15 protein-coding genes are annotated in these 18,198 nt (G+C 67.9%); 9 read left to right on the top strand and 6 right to left on the bottom strand.

Going from position 1 to position 18,198, the window contains the following annotated elements; all coding sequences use genetic code 11:
* Nucleotides 1-26: 26 nt before the first annotated feature.
* The 8 genes from BMY53_RS07765 (at nucleotide 27) to BMY53_RS07800 (ending at nucleotide 8,483) form a co-directional block, all read left to right on the top strand.
* Nucleotides 27-1,748 carry an alkaline phosphatase family protein gene (locus BMY53_RS07765; RefSeq protein WP_177200785.1) on the top strand — a complete coding sequence of 574 codons (1,722 nt, stop codon included), beginning with the start codon at nucleotides 27-29 and terminating at the stop codon, nucleotides 1,746-1,748.
* Between the two features lie 253 nt (nucleotides 1,749-2,001).
* Nucleotides 2,002-3,927: an ABC transporter ATP-binding protein gene (locus BMY53_RS07770; RefSeq protein ID WP_092945897.1), complete on the top strand. Its 1,926-nt coding sequence runs from the start codon at nucleotides 2,002-2,004 to the stop codon at nucleotides 3,925-3,927.
* 82 nt (nucleotides 3,928-4,009) lie between these two features.
* A complete protein-coding gene (locus tag BMY53_RS07775) occupies nucleotides 4,010-4,459 on the top strand; it encodes a hypothetical protein (RefSeq protein ID WP_143073985.1) in 450 nt (149 codons plus the stop codon).
* Nucleotides 4,460-4,624: 165 nt separating this feature from the next.
* Nucleotides 4,625-5,311, top strand: coding sequence for a hypothetical protein (locus BMY53_RS07780; protein ID WP_218151201.1), 687 nt, complete (start codon nucleotides 4,625-4,627; stop codon nucleotides 5,309-5,311).
* Nucleotides 5,311-5,619 (top strand): HPr-rel-A system PqqD family peptide chaperone, encoded by a 309-nt coding sequence (locus tag BMY53_RS07785; RefSeq protein WP_092945338.1) that lies wholly within the window; start codon nucleotides 5,311-5,313, stop codon nucleotides 5,617-5,619. Before BMY53_RS07780 ends, BMY53_RS07785 begins: the two co-directional genes overlap by 1 nt.
* Entirely contained in the window at nucleotides 5,616-6,530 is a 915-nt protein-coding gene (locus BMY53_RS07790; protein WP_092945339.1) for an HprK-related kinase A, read from the top strand. The genes BMY53_RS07785 and BMY53_RS07790 overlap by 4 nt, the downstream gene beginning before the upstream one ends.
* A complete protein-coding gene (locus tag BMY53_RS07795) occupies nucleotides 6,527-7,789 on the top strand; it encodes a nucleotidyltransferase domain-containing protein (protein WP_092945340.1) in 1,263 nt (420 codons plus the stop codon). Before BMY53_RS07790 ends, BMY53_RS07795 begins: the two co-directional genes overlap by 4 nt.
* Nucleotides 7,790-7,865: 76 nt before the next feature.
* Nucleotides 7,866-8,483: a CDP-alcohol phosphatidyltransferase family protein gene (locus tag BMY53_RS07800; protein WP_092945341.1), complete on the top strand. Its 618-nt coding sequence runs from the start codon at nucleotides 7,866-7,868 to the stop codon at nucleotides 8,481-8,483.
* A 112-nt stretch (nucleotides 8,484-8,595) separates the two neighbouring features.
* Here the strand turns inward: BMY53_RS07800 and BMY53_RS07805 are convergent, their stop codons facing one another.
* From BMY53_RS07805 to BMY53_RS07830, 6 genes are all read right to left on the bottom strand, one after another.
* Complete coding sequence (locus BMY53_RS07805) at nucleotides 8,596-10,179, bottom strand: S41 family peptidase (protein WP_092945342.1); 1,584 nt, start codon at nucleotides 10,177-10,179, stop codon at nucleotides 8,596-8,598.
* Nucleotides 10,180-10,466: 287 nt separating this feature from the next.
* The gene (locus BMY53_RS07810) at nucleotides 10,467-11,558 is read right to left on the bottom strand and encodes an alpha/beta hydrolase family protein (protein ID WP_092945343.1); all 1,092 of its coding nucleotides are present in this window, start codon (nucleotides 11,556-11,558) and stop codon (nucleotides 10,467-10,469) included.
* Nucleotides 11,559-11,608: 50 nt separating this feature from the next.
* A complete protein-coding gene (locus tag BMY53_RS07815; RefSeq protein WP_092945344.1) occupies nucleotides 11,609-12,589 on the bottom strand; it encodes a DMT family transporter in 981 nt (326 codons plus the stop codon).
* Between the two features lie 21 nt (nucleotides 12,590-12,610).
* Nucleotides 12,611-13,438 (bottom strand): AraC family transcriptional regulator, encoded by an 828-nt coding sequence (locus BMY53_RS07820; protein ID WP_092945345.1) that lies wholly within the window; start codon nucleotides 13,436-13,438, stop codon nucleotides 12,611-12,613.
* A 33-nt stretch (nucleotides 13,439-13,471) separates the two neighbouring features.
* On the bottom strand, nucleotides 13,472-14,500 hold the full coding sequence (locus BMY53_RS07825; RefSeq protein WP_255370086.1) for an AraC family transcriptional regulator: 1,029 nt from the start codon (nucleotides 14,498-14,500) through the stop codon (nucleotides 13,472-13,474).
* Entirely contained in the window at nucleotides 14,497-15,390 is an 894-nt protein-coding gene (locus BMY53_RS07830) for a GGDEF domain-containing protein (protein WP_177200786.1), read from the bottom strand. The genes BMY53_RS07825 and BMY53_RS07830 overlap by 4 nt, the downstream gene beginning before the upstream one ends.
* A 188-nt stretch (nucleotides 15,391-15,578) precedes the next feature.
* Here BMY53_RS07830 and BMY53_RS07835 point away from each other — a divergent pair, with 188 nt between their 5' ends.
* The gene (locus BMY53_RS07835; RefSeq protein WP_177200787.1) at nucleotides 15,579-18,197 is read left to right on the top strand and encodes a TonB-dependent receptor; all 2,619 of its coding nucleotides are present in this window, start codon (nucleotides 15,579-15,581) and stop codon (nucleotides 18,195-18,197) included.
* Nucleotide 18,198: the final 1 nt, after the last annotated feature.

Consider the following 18,198-nt stretch of genomic DNA (forward strand, 5'->3'; position numbering starts at 1 on the left):
GGTCCATGCTTTCTCCCCACCACCCCATGACACAGACCCGCCGTACCTGGCTGCTGGTGCCCGTGCTCGCCGCACTGGCCGCCTGCAGCAGCCCGTCCGCGCCCAGCGCCACCACCGCAGCCACGCCGCCGTCGTCCGGCGCCCCGTCCGCCCCCTTGACCGCTCCGGCGTCCAAGCCGCCGAAGCTGGTGGTCTTCATGGCCGTGGACGGCCTGCCCATCCGCCAGGTGCTGGGCTACCGGGACCAACTCCAGCCGGACGGCTTCCGCCGCTTCCTGGACCGGGGCGCCTGGTTCTCCAACGCCTATTACGGCCACGGCTACACCGTCACGGCGGCGGGCCACTCCATCATGCTCAGCGGCGCCTACCCGGAGCGCAGCAGCATCATCGGCAACGAATGGCGCGACCCGAAGACCGGCGAGGTGGTCTACAACACCGAGGACACCCGCTACCAGTACATCGGCCACGCCACCGAGCCGCACGCCGGCACCAGCCCCAACAACTACAAGGCTGAGACGGTGGGCGACGTGCTGCGCACCGTGCAGCCGGGGGCCAAGATGATCGGCATCTCCGGCAAGGACCGGGGGGCCATCCTGCCGTCCGGCCACAAGGGCACGGCCTACATGTACATGAGCAGCGACGGGCAGTTCGCCTCGACCACTTATTACATGGCCCAACACCCGGCCTGGGTGGACGCCTTCAACAACGCCAGGCCGGCCGACCAGTACTTCCACAAGTCCTGGACCCCGCTGCTGCCCGAGCCTGCCTACGCGCGCAGCGTGCCGGACGGCCAGCCCTGGCAGGCCGATGCCGGCAATGGCAACCGCCTGCCTGCGGTGATGGGCGAGAAGCTGGACCGCCCGGGTCCGAAGTACTACGCCGGCCTGCTGCCGTCCCCGTTTGCCGACGAACTGACACTGGCCTTCGCCCGTGCCGCCATCGAGGGTGAACAGCTCGGGGCGGACGACCAGACCGACATCCTGTCCGTCAGCCTCTCCAGCCATGACTATGTGAACCATGCCTTCGGCCCGGAATCGCGCCTGTCGCATGACCACTTCCTGCATCTGGACCGCTACCTGCAAAGCTTCTTCCAGTACCTGGACGGCCGCGTGGGCCGGGACAACTACATCGTCGTCCTGACGGCGGACCACGGTTTCATGGACACGCCGGAATGGGCGAAAAGCCAGGGCCGCGACGCCGGGCGCGTCCACCCGGCCCAGACCATCGCCTTCATCAATGAGGGGCTGGTCAAACGCTTTGGCGAAGGCCGCTGGGTGACGAACTTCTCGGCCACGGGCCTGCTGTTCGATGAGAAGCTGATTCAGTCCAAGGGCCTCAAGAGCGATGACGTCTATGCTGCCGCCAAGACCCTGGCGGAGCAGGTGCCCGGCATCCAGGCCGCGTTCACCCGGGCGCAACTGGCCGGCACCGACACGACCACGCCTTACCTGGCGCAGATGCGCCGGTCCTGGTATGCGGGCGTGGCCGCTCCTTTGCAACTGGTTCCCAAGCAGGGCTACATGCTGTCCAGCCGGCCCACCGGCACCACCCATGGCTCGCCTTATGAATATGACAACCACGTGCCGCTGCTGACCTGGGGTCCGGCCTGGGTGGGTCAGGGCGAGGTGAAGACCCGTGTGGAAATCGTGGACCTGGCACCGACCCTGTCCCGCATGCTGGGCATCCCCGCGCCCGCGCAGTCGCAAGGCCGGCCACTCCCGTTGCCCGCCGCCGTCCGGCTGCCCTGAAGCTGCACTGAGGCGCCACGGACGCCCCCACTGATGCCGCACTGACGCTGCACTGACGCCGCACTGAGCGGACAGTCCCCCGATCGTCCTTCCGTGACAACCCACACCACGCGCGCGCGGGGTGTGGGGCCATCCATCCTTCCCGGGGGCTGCTCGCCCCGCCCATGCCGCCACCGGCCGCAGTGGCAACCCCCACGGCCACTGCGCTCCTGTAGGCTTGCAGGCTTGCTCGCCCTTTGACCAGGAGACCGCCGTGCTTGGCCGGTTTGAAAAACTCGTCGACCCTTTCCCCACCAGCCCGGCGCCGCAGCCGCCCAAGGGATTCTTCCCCTTCGTCTGGGCCGCCACGCGCGGCATTCGCGGCTTGCTGCTGCTGCTGACGCTGCTCACCGCCGGCATCGGCGCTTTCGAGGCCTTGCTGTTCTCCATGCTCGGCTCGGTGGTGGATTGGCTCAGCACGGTGCCGGCGGCGCAGTGGTGGTCCACCCAGCGGCACCACCTGCTGCTGCTGGGCGGCATCCTGTTGGCCAGCCCAATACTGATTGCGCTGCAGGCACTGATCAAATATCAGGGCATTGCCAGCAACTTCCCGATGCGCCTGCGCTGGAACTTCCACCGGCACCTGCTGGCGCAGAGCATGAACTTCTACCAGGACGAGTTTGCTGGCCGGGTGTCCGCCAAGCTGATGCAGACGGCCCTGGCGGTGCGCGAGTGCGTGATGATCGTGACCGACATCCTGGTCTTCATCAGCATCTATTTCGTCACCATGTTGAGTGTGGTGGGGGGCTTCGACCTGCTGCTGCTGACGCCATTCCTGGGCTGGCTCGCCTTCTACGTCGTGGCCCTGGTGTATTTCGTGCCGCGCCTGGGCAAGGCGGCCGCCGCGCAGGCCGATGCCCGCAGCCTGATGACCGGCCGGGTGACGGACGCCTACACCAACATCAGCACCGTCAAGCTGTTCTCCCACAGCCATCGGGAAGCGGGTTTTGCTCGGGGCGCCATGCTGGACTTCCTGTCCACGGCCTACCGGCAGATGCGGCTGATCAGCGGCTTCGAGGTGGTCAACCATGTGCTGTCGATGGGCCTGATTGCCGCGACGGCGGGGATGACGCTGTGGTTGTGGACCCAGGGGCAGGTGGGCGTGGGCGCCGTAGCCGCCGCGACGGCCATGGCCCTGCGGCTCAACGGCATCTCCCACTGGATCATGTGGGAGATGGCCAACCTGTTCGAGAACATCGGCACGGTGCAGGACGGCATCACCACGCTCTCCCGCCCCATCGCCATCACGGACGCCACGGACGCCCGCCCGCTCACGGTCAACCGGGGCGAAGTGCGCTTCGAGCAGGTGGATTTCAGCTACGGCGGCAAGAAGCCGGTGCTGCACGAGCTCTCGCTGCACATCCGCCCGGGCGAGAAGATCGGGGTGGTGGGCCGGTCGGGCGCGGGCAAGTCCACGCTGCTCAACTTGCTGCTGCGCTTTTATGACATTGACCGTGGCCGGGTGCTGATTGACGGGCAGGACATCGCCCACGTCACCCAGGACAGCCTGCGTGCCCAGGTCGGCATGGTGACGCAGGACACCAGCCTGCTGCACCGCTCGGTGCGGGACAACCTGCTCTACGGCCGCCCGGATGCCACCGAAGAAGCCATGCAGGCCGCCGCCAGCCGTGCCGAGGCCCAGGACTTCATCGATGGCCTGACCGACCCGAAGGGGCGCAAGGGTTACGACGCCCATGTGGGGGAACGCGGCGTGAAGCTCTCCGGGGGCCAGCGCCAGCGCGTCGCCATTGCCCGGGTGATGCTCAAGGACGCCCCCATCCTGCTGCTGGACGAAGCCACCAGTGCGCTGGATTCGGAGGTCGAAGCCGCCATCCAGCGCAGCCTGTACCGGCTGATGGAGGGCAAGACGGTGGTGGCCATCGCCCACCGACTGTCCACCATCGCGGCGATGGACCGGTTGATCGTGATGGACCAGGGGCGCATTGTCGAAGAGGGCGACCACACCAGCCTGCTGGCCGCCGGAGGCCTGTACGCCAAGCTCTGGGCGCACCAGAGCGGCGGCTTCCTGGTGGAAGACGGGCCGGCGCACCAGGATGGCGACGATGCAGGCAGGCCCGGCGAGCCTGGCCGCAGCGACACCGCCACGGACCGCGATTTTGTGGAGGACGCCGCAGACTGATCCCGCCCGTACGCGTTCACCCGGATGGCGTCGAGCCGCCTGCCACTCAAGATGGACGCTCGATGTAGTGGGGGCAGTGCCGTTGAAACGCGATATTCATGCCTTTGTACGGGGCCCTTTCCACGCGCACGGGCAGATCGAGATGTGGCGCGAAGGCCCGATCATCCGGTTGCGAGGCCAGGGGCCGTTCAACCGGGAGGCGGTGCAGGGGCTGGGCCGGGCCATGAAAGACCTGCTGACGTCGGACCCGCCGCCTGAACGTTTCGGCGACATCCTCACGCTCAGCGTCAGCATGGTCACTTCGCCGGAGTCCATGGAGGAGCTGGAACGCTTCCTGCAGCGGATGGCGCAGCATCGTCGTCCACCGGTGGCCGTGGCCTATGTGGCGGGGCCGGACGTCGAGGGGCGTGATTTCATGATGCCCCTGTTTGAGACTTTGTACCTGAAGCACGGACGTCGTTTTGGTGCGTTCGAGACATTGGAAGCCGCCACCGCCTGGATGCATCAGCAGCTGAAGCCCGATGCTGGCTGATTCATCTGGTGAGCCAGCACCAACTTATCCTTACCTTGAAGGACGCTGAGTGCCACCCGTTCAAGGGGTGCATCGCCTTTGCGATGGCGTGCCTTGTATGAAACACTTCAATCGCAGCCCGGCCTTGTTCCGGGCGGCATGAGCATCCGCCCCGGTTTGGGGCACATGCACACGAAAGCTGAGCTTATGGACCACCACAGCGACACACAACAGCCATCGGCCCCGGCACCGAACGCAGGCGCCGTTGTTTCGTCGCGCCGCCGCCGCTTCCTGCAAGCGGGTGTGCCGGTGGGCCTGACCCTGGCCAGCCGCCCTGTCATGGCCTGGCATTGCAACACCACCTCGGCCTGGGGCTCGGCGGTGCTGCGCAATGGCGGCGCCAGTGTCCAGGCCCGTGCGTCTGCAGCGGTGCTGAAGAACACCGAATGCTGGACCATCAGCAACTGGGTGAACAACTCGGTGCGCTCGGCGGTCTCGACCTCGCCGCCGTGGAGCTTCATTGCGGCCTATTGGTATGCCGGTCGGTCAACGACCTACTGCAAGAACAATCTCACCGTGGCCAAGGTGTTCCCGGGCGGCCTGAAGAATGTCTCGTCCACCGCCAAGGTGGCCGACCTGTTCGGCGCCGATGCGGGCAGCTACGCCACCATGATGCTGGTGGCCCGGCTGAACACGCTCTTCGCCGGCCACAACGTGGCGCAATGCGTGGTTTCGTCCACCGGTGAAGACATGCTGGTGAAGATGGCGTCCCTGGGCCCCAACAGCTTCAAGCCCAACAACGCCGGCAGTACGGCTGCCTGGACGGAAACCGACTTCCGCAGCTATCTCTACGCCAATTACCTCGTGAGCTGATGGCGCTCACGGCGACGTGGCGCTGCACACATCCACTGGCTGAGGTGCTGCGCGCCTGGGAGGGCGAGCAGCAGGCGGTGTTCTTCAACCCCGCCAGTGGCGACACACACCTGATTGCCGCACTCGGTGCGCAACTCGCCGAGTGGCTCAGCACCGTGCCATTGAACCGCCAGCAACTGCTGCACCGCCTGGCCCATGAGGTGGACTGGGACGACATGCCCGGGACCGAGGCCCTCGCGGACCTGCTGGACCTGCACCTGCGCCGGCTGGTGGAGATCGAGCTGCTGGTGGAGGAGCCGTCCGCGTGAAGCTCGCCGAGCTGCCGCGCGAGGACCTGCGCCATCGCCTGCGCCGGGATGGCTTGGCCCTGCGCCTGGCGCCCTTCACGGTGAACGTCCGTTCCGACCTGCCGCACCTGGCCGACGACATCGCGCTGATGTATGAGGGCTTTGAGCTGGCGCCCCGCCAGGACTTCGTGGATTTCCATGTGGCCGTCCTGCGCAGCCCGCACTGGCGCTCACGGCTCATGGGGCGGGCCGAGTTCTGGTTTGATGGCCAGCGCTCCTTCACCCCGCTGCCAGCGGCCCAGGCGCTGGCGATGCTGGAATGGGGCATCAACTGGTGCATCGCCGCCCACGCTCATCAATACCTGCTGATCCATGCCGCCGTGCTGGAGCGGGGCGGCCGCGCCCTGCTCATGCCCGCCCCACCGGGCGCCGGCAAGAGCACCCTGTGTGCGGCTTTGGCCCACCGGGGCTGGCGGCTGCTTTCTGATGAACTGGGACTGCTTGACCTGCGGACCGGCGAGCTCCACGGCATGGCGCGCCCCATCAACCTGAAGAACGCCTCCATCCCGCTGGTCAAGGCCTTTGCGCCCGAAGCACGCTTCAGCGCCTCCATGCCCAACACCAGCAAGGGCACGGTGGCCCTGGTGCGGGCGCCGGAAGCGGCGATCGCCCGGCGCGGCGTGCCGGCCACGCCCGCGTGGGTGGTGCTGCCGGCCTGGCGGGGCTACAGCTCGGCCCGGCTGGAGCCCGTCGAGCGCGCTAGCGCCTTTATGGCGCTCGCGGAACAGAGCTTCAACTACGACCTGCATGGCCAGGCAGGTTTTCAGGCCCTCGGTGCCCTGGTGGACCGCTGCGAGTGCTACCGCTTTGAATACGGCCAGCTGGACGACGCAGTGGCCCATTTCGACTCCCTGGTGGGGGGCGCTGAATGAGCGCCCGGCTCCACGCCAGCGCCCTGCCTGCGCCGCAGTGGCAACCGGCCCCGGACCAGCCTCTGCTGGTCCGCGTGCTGCTGGCGCCCGCCCTGGCCCCGACCTTGTCATTGAACGACTGGGATCTGCTGCTGCGCCAGGCGCGCCGCGCCAACCTGGCGGGCAAGCTGGCCCATCTGGCACAGACGGGCGGTTGGCTGGACGAGCTGCCGGCGCCGGTTCAGCCGCATTTGCATTCCGCACTGCTGTTGTCCCGGCGGCAGACGCAGATGGTGGGCCGGGAAGCCGGTTTCCTCTGCAACGCCCTGGCCGAACTGGCCGGCCCCGTGATCCTGCTCAAGGGCGCCGCCTATGCACTCGGCGGACATGCGCCTGCGCCGGGACGCATGTTCACGGATATCGACCTGCTGCTGCCGGCCGCTCAATTGCCGCGCGCGGAGATTGCGCTGATGGTCCACGGTTGGGACTTCGACCCGCTGGACGACTACGACCAACGCTATTACCGCGAGTGGATGCATGAGCTGCCCCCGTTGCATCACCGCCGTCGCGGCACCTCGCTGGATGTGCATCACAGCCTGCTGCCCCCCACGGCCCGCACGCCGCTGAACACGGCCGCGCTGTTCGACGACCCGCGCCCCCTGCCGGGCCATCCGGGTCTGTTCGTGCTGCCGCCGCAGGACATGCTGCTGCACAGCGCCGCCCACCTGTTCCATGAGGGTGAGTTGCCCAATGGGCTGCGTGACCTGTTCGACCTGGACGCGCTGATCCGCGAATTCAGCGTCCTGGACGGTTTCTGGCCGCGGCTGCTGGCGCGGGCCGCGCATATCGGCCTGGAACACCCGCTGGCGCTGGCGCTGCGCTACACGCAGCGGTGGCTGGACACACCCGTGCCGGACGACGTCACGGCCGCCTTGGCGCCTCGCCTGATCGGCTGGCGCCAGCCGCTGGTGGACGCGGCCTATCACCGGGCCCTGCGCCCCCCGCACGACAGCTGCCGGCTCCCCGGCCAGGACCTTGCCGAGCTGGCGCTGTATGTCCGCGCGCATTGGCTGCGGATGCCCTTGCCCTTGCTGGCCCGCCATCTGGCCCGCAAGGCGTGGAGCCGGGTGACGGCGTCACCCGCCGCGCCGGACGGGCCGGACCCTGCGCAAACCACAGCGCAAACCGCTGCACAAAACCCGGCGCCCAATCCGCCGCCAGACCCGACAACAGCCCGGCTACCCCAGCAGCCACCGCAGCAGCCCCCAGACCAGGTTTGATCCCCGGCCGGGCCGGTCCCCGACCCGGGCGCGGCCTTTGCCTCAAGGGCTGAGGACCATCGCTTATGCTCGCATCATGAACAGACCCAAGCCTTTTTCGATGATCCGGGAGTTCCACCTCGCGGACTGGTTCACGCTGGGAAACGCCTTCTGCGGCGTCGGCGCACTGTTCTCGGTGATGACCTACCTTCAGAACCGTGAGCTGCTTCATCTCTTTTATGCCTGCGGGCTGATCCCTGCGGCGCTGGTGTTCGACGTGCTCGACGGACGGATTGCCCGCTGGCGCCAGAAGAGTTCGGCCATGGGCCGGGAGCTGGATTCGCTGGCCGACGTGATCTCCTTTGGCGTGGCGCCGGCGATGATCGCCTATGGTTGCGGCATGCAGGGCCTCTGGGACCGCATCATCCTGGGCTTCTTCGTGGCCGCCGGGGTGTCGCGCCTGGCGCGCTACAACATCACCGCCGAATCCCTGAGCGCCGACTCTGGCAAGGTGACCTACTTCGAGGGCACACCCATCCCGAGTTCACTGCTGCTGGTCATCATCCTTTGGGTGGCCGCCGCGCAAGGTGCCATCGGCGACGCGCTGTGGTTTGGCCAGTTCCAGGTGGCCGGCTTTGTGCTGCATCCGCTGGTGCTGATGTTCGCGATCTCGGGCTCCCTGATGATCAGCCGGATCCGGATTCCCAAGCTCTGAGCACCGCACGGCCATGAAAAAAGGCGCCCCGAGAGAGGCGCCTTTTTCATGGATCAGCGGCTGACATCAGCACCGGTGGGCGCAGGCGCTCACCGATGGTGCCAGCCCAGCATCACGGGCGGCCGCCCACGATGCGGTTGCTGCGAGCCGCCAGACGTTTCAGGCTCAAGGCCACGCTGTCGGCCGAGGTGGCCGCCAGGGCGGTGGCACGTCCGGTGGTTGCACTGGCCGGCTTGGCGGGGCAGGTGCCAGTGGCGCGGTACTGCAAGGCAGCCGCCAGCATGCTCTCGCTGGTGTCGCCCAGTTGGTGCGAGAAGTCGTCCGTCATCGAGCAGCCCGGGACACCGGTGGCGCCACTGCCGCCCGCGACGAAACCGTCCGCATACTCGCCAAAGCCCTTGTTGTTGGTGCCCACGAATTCGATCGGGAAGTAGCTGTAGCCGCAGTTGTCCTTGCCGGTGAAGCCATAAGGCTTGCCGCAGGTCGTGCCGCCCACCAGGACCACTTCCACATCCACACCGCGCAGGCCGTTGATGATGGCCTCACTCGCGGAGCAGGTGCCTTCCTGGGCCAGCACGTAGACGCGGCGCAGGTTCAGCACCGGCAACTGCTTTTCATCCGTGCACTTGCCGTTGGCCAGGATGCAGGAGGTGTCGTAGAACGGCGTGCGGGCGTCGCTGCTGTTGGTGTCGGACGTGCGGCGGCTGTTGTAGCGCAGCTGCTCGAACACCTTGCCGCTGGTGGGAGCGGCGCCAGCAATCATGTAGGCCAGTTCGCTGGCGATGTACAGGTAGCCACCACCGTTGTAGCGGATGTCCAGCACCAGCTCGGAGATGCCCTGGGTCTTGAAGTCCGTCACCGCGCTGATCAGCTGCGCTTCCGACGTCGCGACGTGGTCATTGAAGACCATGTAGCCGACCTTGGCGCCGTCCGAGGCCGTGACCACTTGCTTCTGCAGCACCGGCGTCTTGGTGACATTGCCCGCCACGAAGGTGGGGCTGCGCGTCAGGCCGCTGTTGCTGGTGAGCACGAAGCGGTGGCTGATGGTGGCCTGTGAGGGGAACAGCGCTTCATTGAGCGTGTCCACACCGGACGAGGTGACGTCATCGGCGCCGACACCATCGGCGGTGACCAGCGTGTCACCACGCTGCACACCGGCCAGGGCGGCGGGGCTGTTCGGCTCCACGTAGGCTACGCGGATGTTGCGCGGCGGCAGCGAGGAGCCCAGATGCCATTCGATGCCGTAGCCCACCGCCACACCGGCGTCCGAAAGCGCGTTCCATTCGCGCGTGGGCATCACGAAGCTGAACTGGTCCTTGTACTTGCCGCTGGCGGTCCTGGCCGGCGTGAGCAAGGCGGTGAAGTAGGCTGCAAGCGCTGCGCCCACGTCGTTGCCGCTGAATTCGGCGGCGCTGGCGTTGACGCTGGGCACCTCGTCGCGCCACAGGTAAGCCTCGTCCATGTAGGCCCGTACCCAGCTCTTTTCCGTCGTCAGGCTGGCGGTCCGCAGGCTGGACGCCGCCTCGATGTTGTTCGCCGAGCATTGCTGCGCGTAGCCGCTGCTGGGATTGGAAGAAAAACCGCCACCAGCGTTGTCGGAGGAACCTCCGCCACCGCCGCAGGCTTGCAGCACAAAAATCGCCACCGCGCCGGACACAGCCAGGCGGGCGCGCCGCAGGATTGCGGTCTTGGTCATCGAAATCCTCCCTCGGGAATGTGGCGCCTCGTTTGTATCAACTTGCCCACACGGGTTAACCAACTTGAAATGGTGCGAGCGCGCTTTATAGCCCTAAATGGAGGTGGCTTACCTACTTAAACAATTGGTTCCAACTTTAGTGTGATTCCGTTTTCGCACAGCCACCGTGGGCGCATGGGGTGGCCCAGGCGCCGCCGTCGGCAAGCCGCTGAAGCGTGCGCGCAACAGTGGCGAGGGCGCCACGGCGATCGAGGCTTTCCGGTGGCTGGAGGCGGAGCGGCAATCGATCAGCCCTGCTGCCAGCTGTCCTCGCCCTTCAACCCCTGCGGTGACCGAAGCCTGGCCATTGCAGCGGAATCGTCCAGGAGATGCGCGCGCCACCAGTCGGTGGTGACGGACCGGATCACCGCCGCATGGTGGGCGGCGAGGGTCTGCGGCGCCTCCGGCCGGCGCCGCCCGGCCAGGCGCTGCCCCAGGCCCGCGCCCGGCTCCCCGTTGCCACCGAAGGTCATGTGGTCGGCACCTTCCAGCCAGAGTTGGGCTTTCGCCCCGGGCGGCAGGGTGTCGTAGACGGCACGGCGGTAATTGCCGGAGCGCTCCTGGCCAAGGGGGTCGCCATCCAGGCTCCCGGTCAGGCAGAGCATGGGCCGTGTGATGGCCCGCAAGCCTTCCGGCGACACGCCCGCAGCCGGGCTGAAGGCGGTAAAGGCCTTGAACCGCGGCTCGGCCAGTTCCGCAGCCAGCCGCACCGGGAAGCGACGGCCCGCCACTGCCAGGGTGGTGTGAGCGCCGAAGGAATGTCCGGACATGCCCAGGGCATCAGGCCGGATACGGGCCCACGCGGTGTCACGCGTTTGCTGCAGCTGCAGCAACTGTTCCACTGCAAAGCGCACATCGAGGCAGCGCGCCACCAGCTGTTCAACCGAGGCGGCGGCCTTCACCCCGCGCAGCCCACCGGCCCAGATGGCGCGATCGCTGCCAGCGTGCTGCAGATGCAGTGTGGCCATGCCGGCCGCTGCCCAGGCCTGGCCCCATTCGGTGCCGCCGTCGAGACTGCCACCCAGGCCGTGGGAGAAGATGATCAACGGAATCTGCCCCGCTGCGGCGGTGGATTCCGCCACTGCGGCTGAGCCGGTCGCGGGCGGCGTCGGCAGGCGCAGCCGCCAGGGCACGTCGCGGCTGCGGCGGGCGTCGTGCCAGACGCCTTGGGTGACGCCCTGCGTGAGGCCCCCGCTGATGCCCGGGTTGATGCCCGCCTCGTCACTCACCGGCCGGGCAGGCAGCGCTTGCTCGGCCTGCGACGCCCCGGGCAGGCCCGCCAGGAGCGAAAAGAGCGGAACGGTGGTGGAGGCCAGGAAGGCACGGCGATGGATAGTCATGCCCCATTTTGCAAATGGTGTCGCCGCCTGTGGTTCGGCTTTACCGGGATTTACTGTCGTGACGGGCCATCAGCGCTCTCCAACCGGGGGACCGGCTTGAGGCGAAGCGCCCAGCAGACCCCGCCCACCAGCAGCAGCACACCGACCACCGACAGCGTTCTTGGCCACTCGCCCCGGAGCACCTGCGCGTACACCAGCGCCGAGAGGGTCTCGAACACGATGAGCTGCCCCACCAGCGTGGTGGGCAGGCGTTGGCTGGCTTCGTTCCAGCAGAGGGTGCCCAGCCAGGAGGCAAACAGGCCAACCGCCAGCATCAGGCCCACATAGGCCCCGGGTCGGGGTCCGGCGGGCGTGGCAAAGTCTGCCGGCAGCACGGGCACGCCGGTCATCTGCAGCGCACCGATCGCCATGAAGGCCAGCACGGCCATTGGCAGGGTGACCAGCCCCTGCGCGGTGGCCCAGGCCCGTGGGCTGCGGCCGGTGTGGGTGCGCAGCCAGTCGGCATTGCGGATGGGGTACCAGGTCCAGCAGGCCACGGCGACCAGGGCGAGCACGGCGCCTTGCACATAGCGGGCCATGTCGGCCGCCGCCACGCCCGCCCGTTCCACCTGGTTCACGCAGGCGATGCCGGCCGCAATCAGCATCAGCGCGGGGGTGAGTTGGCGCCAGCGGTAATGGCCGTCACGCGCGGCATTGCGCTGGTTGGAGCACAGTGCAATCACCACGGGCAAGGTGCCGATCAGCATGGTGGGTAACGGGCCGCCCGCACGCTGGATGGCGGCAGAGAGCGTCAGGTAGTACAGGAAGTTGCCGATGGCACTGAGGCGGCAGGCGGACCACCAGTCCGCACGGGTCAGGCGCCCCAGCTCCCGCCGGTCGAGCAGGGCCAGGGGGACGGCGATGAGGCCAAAGGCCAGGTAGCGCCCGGCGGTGAGCAGGGCGGCGGGATAGTCGGGCAGCAGCAGCGGTGCGACGAAGACCAGGCCCCACATCAGGCCGGCCGCGAGGGCAAAAAGCAATCCAGTCCACATGGTCGGCAGTGTGCCCGCACCTCAGGTGCGTCGTCTTGTACCCAATTGCTGCTGGTAGCGGGCCGGGGTGACGCCATAGCGGCGAGCGAAGCTTCTGGTGAGATGGGCCTGGTCCGTCAGGCCCACGTCGGCGGCGACCTGGGCCGGGGCCTCGCCGCGGGACAGCAGCCGCTTGGCCTCGTTCAGGCGGAAGGCCATCAGGGCCTGTTGCGGTGTGGCGTGATGCTGGGCCTTGAAGCTGCGCAGGAAGTGGAAAGGGCTCAGGCCGGCGACGGCGGCCAGGGTGTCGGTGTCCAGCGACTGGTCCAGGTGGGCCCGCATGTAATCGATCACGCCTTGGAAGCGCGGTGCGGCGCCGTCCGCCTGTTGGGGCGCGCGGTGGGCATGGCGGCTGAGGCTCTGCACCAGGTCCAGCAGTGCGCTGTCGAACGCCAGCGGCTCGCGGGCCTGCCACAGGGTGGCGATCAAGCCGGCGGCACGGGTGGCCGCAGCCGCATCAAAGGCCACTGCGGCATCAAAACGCCAGGCCGGACCGCCATACAAGCGGCTCAGCAAGGTCTCGTCCAGGTAGACCATGCGGTAACCCCAGGCCTGCGCCGTGGCGGCCTCGCCGGTGTGGATGTCTTCCGGGTTCATCAGCATCAGCGTGGCGCTGGGGGCCAGGTGTTCGCCCCCACGCCAGCGGAAGCGCCCCACGCCCTCGGTGATGGCACCCAGGCCATAAGCCTCATGGGTGTGCGGCTCGAAGCTGTGCCGGAGGATATGGGCGTGATACAGCTCTACCCCAGCGCGATGGGCGGGGCGGCGGTACTGGGCCTGGTCTTCGGCGTGCTCGAATGCGAGGGGCATGACGCTAGTCTAGGCGCTGGCCGGCAACAAGCCCTAAAGCATCCCCGGCGTCATCCCCGTCCATCGCCGGAAGGAACGGCGGAAGTTGCTCTTGTCGTGGAAGCCAAGCGAGCGCGCCACGGCGTCACCACGTTGGCCGTGCAGGGCCATGAGATAGAGCGCCGCATGCGCACGGGCCTGATCCAGTTGGGCTTGGTAGTGGGTGCCCAGTTGGGCCAGCTGGCGCTTCAGCGTCGCAGGGCTCATGTTGAACCTGCGCGCGCTACCGTCCAGGGTCGGCGGCCCACCGAGGTCAGCGACCAGGTGGTCATAGAGCACCGCCAATTGTCCGCGCCACAGCGCCTGCGGATCCGCGCCCTGGGCCAATGCGTTGGCCGCCATGGCGGAGGGGCGCGCGGCGGCCGGCCAGGGCCGCAAGGCCTCGGACAGCGGCAGACGCATGGCATCGACCTGGCAGCCGAACTGCAGGTCGGTGCCGAGGTAGGCCGCGTGTCGTGACAGCTCCCGGGGCCGGGTCCGGTTGAAGCTGAAGGTCCAGCGCAGCGGCTGCCCGCCCAGCCATTGCGCCATGGCCGTGACCGCGCTCATCTGCATGTCCACCAGCAGCGGTTGCAGCGGTGCGGGCGCGCCACAGGCCTCCGTCCAGATCAGCAGGAGTTCGTCGCCCGTCTCCAGCAGACGCGGCGTCAGCAGCGGCGACAGCCGGGCCGCGTAGGCGCACAGCACCCGCAAGGCATGACGGAGGTCGGGCGCCTGCTGCAGTGCCTGGCTGGCCAGACCATAGTGCCCGGGCAGGCTCAGCTGGCCCAGCACAAAACCCACGTCGCTGGCGTGCACCTGGAGCGCGGCCAGCATGGAGAGGAGTTGACGCGGCGTCAGCAGTTGGCCGGCCGCAATGCCCAGCGGCGCCAGCCATTCGTGGGCACCCAGCCCGCGGCTGTGCGCAAACTCTGCAAGCAACGCCCCCTGGTAGGCCCAGGGGATGAAGGCCGTGTCGGCGCCATAGTGCGCGGGCATGCCTGCGGGCAGGCTCTGGCGCAGCAAGGCCAGGGCGTCGCTCACCGCAACTGCTCCACCAGGCGGAGCAATTGGGTTTCCGCATCCAGGTGATCGTCCAGGCGCGTGTGGGCCATGCGTGCCTGCAGTCGCGCACGGGTCTGGCCGTCAGTGCAGGGATGCACGTGGGCACTCATGGCCGCCAGCAGATCGCCTGGCATCGCTCGATCAGCACCAGGCAGCAACGCCACAAAGCGATCTGCGGCATAACGGCATAACAAATCGCCTGGGCGCAGTTGCAGCAGCAGCAAGGGGCCGGTGGCCTGCAGCAGCCGGTCCGCCTCCGCGAGCCCATGCTGGCGGGAGAGTGCGGCCAGGTCAGACCAGCCCAGCATCACCAGGGTGGCGGGCTCCGCGCGGCGCTGCTGCCAGCGCAGTTGGTCCAGCAGGTAGGCACCATCGCCCAGCTGCGTGAGGCGGTCGATCTGGTCATGCTCCCGGTAGGCCCGCTCGCGGCCGCAGCGCAGCGCATTGAGGGCGAGCTGCTCCTGCCGCCACAGATGCAGGCCCCAGGTCAGGCCCATCATGCCGATCAGATGGAAGCTGGATTCCATGCCGAGCAGCAGCGTGAACTCACGCGGGAATTTCCAGAACTCGTCCATGAGGTCCGCCCAGCCGCCCAGCAGCATGCCGGACAGGCCCAGGCACAACCAGGTGGTGACCCGCCCGGCTGGCCGGCTGGCGCGCAACTGCATCAGCCACAGCGACAACATGGCCACCACCAGGCTCTCGCTGAGAATGTCGATCCAGCGCCAGAGTTCGGTCGGCTTGGCGGCCGCCCACCAGGCAAACAGCCAGGTGATGCCGCACATCATCAGCATCAGCGCATGACCAAAATGACGCGATCCCGCCACGGGGGCGAGCACCAGCGGCGGGCGGGGCAACACGAGTTTCATGGCGCGCCATGCTAGGAAGGGTTTGTGACAGTTCATGGCGGCCCGCCTCCAGGGGGTGCAAACAGCTCACGGCGCGGGGCGCCATGCGCTGCCCGGCAGGCCTGTTGGCGCGGAAGCCGCACTGTCACGCAAGCGCCATGCGGGCTTCCCAAGATGCGCAGCCATTGCTGACTCACTCACCACCCACCATGCGCACCCCGCCCCGCCCTACCCTCCTCGCCCTGTGCCTCTCCAGCCTGTGGGTGCCCCATGCACTGGCGCAGCAAGCTGCCCTCGCCACCCCAATGGCCCCGGCCACGGCGGCCGCGGCCCCCCAGGCTGGCGCCTCCAGGCCGGCGGCAGCCACTGATGCCAAGGCCCAGACCGACAGCAGGGCCCTCACCCGCGACGCCAGCCCGCAGAAGCTGGACACCGTGGTGACCTTGGGCCAGGCGGCAGCGCTTCGCTCAGCCGTGGACAAGCAGGCCGCTGCCACCGGCATCATCAACGTGGTCCATGCCGACGGCATCGGCCAGTTGCCGGACAACAATGCCGCCGAGGCACTGGCCCGCCTGCCGGGTGTCTCCGTGGAGCGCGACCAGGGTGAGGGCCGCTTCATCCGGGTGCGTGGCCTGGGTCCGGACTACAACACCGTCACCATCAACGGTGCCGTGGCGCCTGCCTCGCAATCCGACAAGCGGGCCCCCGGACTGGACCTGGTGCCCTCCGGCCTGATCCGCTCCCTGGAAGTCGACAAGACGCTCACACCGGACCAGGACGCCAACTCCCTCGGCGGCACCGTCACCGTGCGCACCCTCAGCGCCTTTGACCAACCCGGCCGCCTGTTCACCGTGGAAGCCGGCGGCAACTACGACGCCAATGCCGGCAAGACCCGCCCGCGCGGCTCCGTGGCCTTTGCAGACCGCTTTGCTGGCGGCACGGTGGGCCTGGCCGTGGCCGTCTCGGCCGACCAGCGCCGCTTCGCCAGCGACAACGTCGAGACCGGTGGCGACTGGAACGACGGCAAGCTCAACAGCTTTGAACTGCGCCGCTACGAGATCACCCGCGAGCGTGTGGGCGCCGCCTTGAACCTGGACTACCGCCCGGATGCCGCCCACCTCTTCTACCTGCGCAGCTTCAGCAGCCGCTTCACCGACCAGGAAAACCGCCAATCGATGGCCGTGGAGTTCGATGAAGCCCTGGCACCCGGCGAGACCGGCGACGGTACGGTGAGCCGCGGGCTCAAGCAGCGCAAGGAGGTCAACAAGTCCTCCGCCGTGGTGCTGGGGACCGAACTGACCCAGGGCGCCTGGAAGGCCTGGGCGGAAGTGGGAGCCGGCCGCGCCAGCGAGAACAAGCCCGACACGCTGAGCTCCTCCTCGTTCACCGCGGACTTCTCCGGCCTGGGCTACACCAGCACCGTGCGCCCCATGCCCACCGCCGTGGAAGGCCTGAACGACGCCAGCAACTACCGCTTCAACAAGGCCAAGATCGAGCAGAGCCACGCCACCGACCAGGTGCGCCACGCCAAGGTGGACCTGCAGCGTGAATTCGACGTGGCGGGCTGGGACCTGGACCTCAAGGGCGGCCTGAAGGCCACCCGCCGCGACAAGGACAACGCCCAGGAGGTGTTTGCCCCCAGCGCCAAGGCCCTGGGCAAGTCGCCCTACAGCCTGACGGCCGCGCAGCTCAACCTGGGCAACTTCCTCAGCGGCGCCAACGTGAGTTACCCGTGGGCCAGCTTCGGCCCCGGCATCGATGCGTCCAAGCTGCGCACGCTGTATGGCAACTCGCTGGAGGCCTTCCGCGACGACGTGGATTCCGAGGTCAACGACTACGCCATGAAGGAGCGCACAGACGCCGGGTATGTGCAGGCCACGTTTGAACAGGGCGGCACGCAGTGGATTGCCGGCGTGCGTGGCGAGCGTGTGCGCTTCGAGGCCAACGGGGTGTCGTCGGTGGATGAGACCCTGAGCCCCACCCACACCACCAACAGCACCCACCGCTGGTTGCCCGCCCTGCTGCTGCGCCAGCAGTTGGGCGCGGAGACGGTGTTGCGCGCCGCTGTCACGCATTCGATGGTGCGGCCGTCGTTCGACCAGTTGAGCCCCGGCCTGACGGTAGATGGCGACGAAGCCACGCTGGGCAACCCCCTGCTCAAGCCGCTGCGATCGCGCAACCTGGACCTGGGCGTGGAACGCCGCCTGGGCCGTGATGGTGCGGTATCCGCCTACGTCTTCCACAAGCAGATCCGCAATTTCGCATTCCAGACGGACATCGCCGGTACCGCCGGCTGGGAGGACTTCAGCCATGTGGAGACCTTCGCCAATGGCGGCAACGCCACCGTGCGGGGTCTGGAGCTTTCCTGGAGCCAGGCGCTGAGCACTTTGCCGGCGCCGTGGAATGGCTTGGTGGTGGGGGCAAACGGCAGCTTCGTCCGTTCTCGGGCCACCATCGGCGCGTATGACGATGGGGTGTATGCCTCGCGCCGCATCGCGCTGCCCAGCCAGTCGGACCGCAGCATCAACCTGAGCCTAGTTTGGGAGTCCCCCGCCTTTGCCGCACGCCTGGCGCTCAACCACAAGTCGCCCTACCTGCTGGAAGTGGGTGACGTGCTGGACGCCACGCAGGACCGCCGCGTGGACACGCAGAACCAGCTGGACGCCTCCATGCGCATCCGCCTCGCCAAGGGGCTGGACCTGAACCTGGAAGCGCTCAACCTCGGCAACGAGCGTTATTACGTCTATCAGGGCGACAAGGCCCACAACGTGCAGTACGAGCGTTATGGCCGCGCGTACAAGGTCAGCCTGAAGCTGGCGATGTTCTGAA

The sequence above is a fragment of the Roseateles sp. YR242 genome, assembly GCF_900109745.1.
In the GTDB taxonomy this organism is placed as follows: domain Bacteria; phylum Pseudomonadota; class Gammaproteobacteria; order Burkholderiales; family Burkholderiaceae_C; genus Roseateles.

What these genes read in the sequence shown, in the direction of transcription:
- BMY53_RS07765 (WP_177200785.1), top strand. Translation starts at nt 27, where the DNA reads ATGACACAGACCCGCCGTACCTGGCTGCTGGTGCCCGTGCTCGCCGCA.
- BMY53_RS07780 (WP_218151201.1), top strand. Translation starts at nt 4,625, where the DNA reads ATGCACACGAAAGCTGAGCTTATGGACCACCACAGCGACACACAACAG.
- BMY53_RS07785 (WP_092945338.1), top strand. Translation starts at nt 5,311, where the DNA reads ATGGCGCTCACGGCGACGTGGCGCTGCACACATCCACTGGCTGAGGTG.
- BMY53_RS07795 (WP_092945340.1), top strand. Translation starts at nt 6,527, where the DNA reads ATGAGCGCCCGGCTCCACGCCAGCGCCCTGCCTGCGCCGCAGTGGCAA.
- BMY53_RS07800 (WP_092945341.1), top strand. Translation starts at nt 7,866, where the DNA reads ATGAACAGACCCAAGCCTTTTTCGATGATCCGGGAGTTCCACCTCGCG.
- BMY53_RS07805 (WP_092945342.1), bottom strand. Translation starts at nt 10,179, where the DNA reads ATGACCAAGACCGCAATCCTGCGGCGCGCCCGCCTGGCTGTGTCCGGC.
- BMY53_RS07810 (WP_092945343.1), bottom strand. Translation starts at nt 11,558, where the DNA reads ATGACTATCCATCGCCGTGCCTTCCTGGCCTCCACCACCGTTCCGCTC.
- BMY53_RS07815 (WP_092945344.1), bottom strand. Translation starts at nt 12,589, where the DNA reads ATGTGGACTGGATTGCTTTTTGCCCTCGCGGCCGGCCTGATGTGGGGC.
- BMY53_RS07820 (WP_092945345.1), bottom strand. Translation starts at nt 13,438, where the DNA reads ATGCCCCTCGCATTCGAGCACGCCGAAGACCAGGCCCAGTACCGCCGC.
- BMY53_RS07830 (WP_177200786.1), bottom strand. Translation starts at nt 15,390, where the DNA reads ATGAAACTCGTGTTGCCCCGCCCGCCGCTGGTGCTCGCCCCCGTGGCG.
- BMY53_RS07835 (WP_177200787.1), top strand. Translation starts at nt 15,579, where the DNA reads ATGCGCACCCCGCCCCGCCCTACCCTCCTCGCCCTGTGCCTCTCCAGC.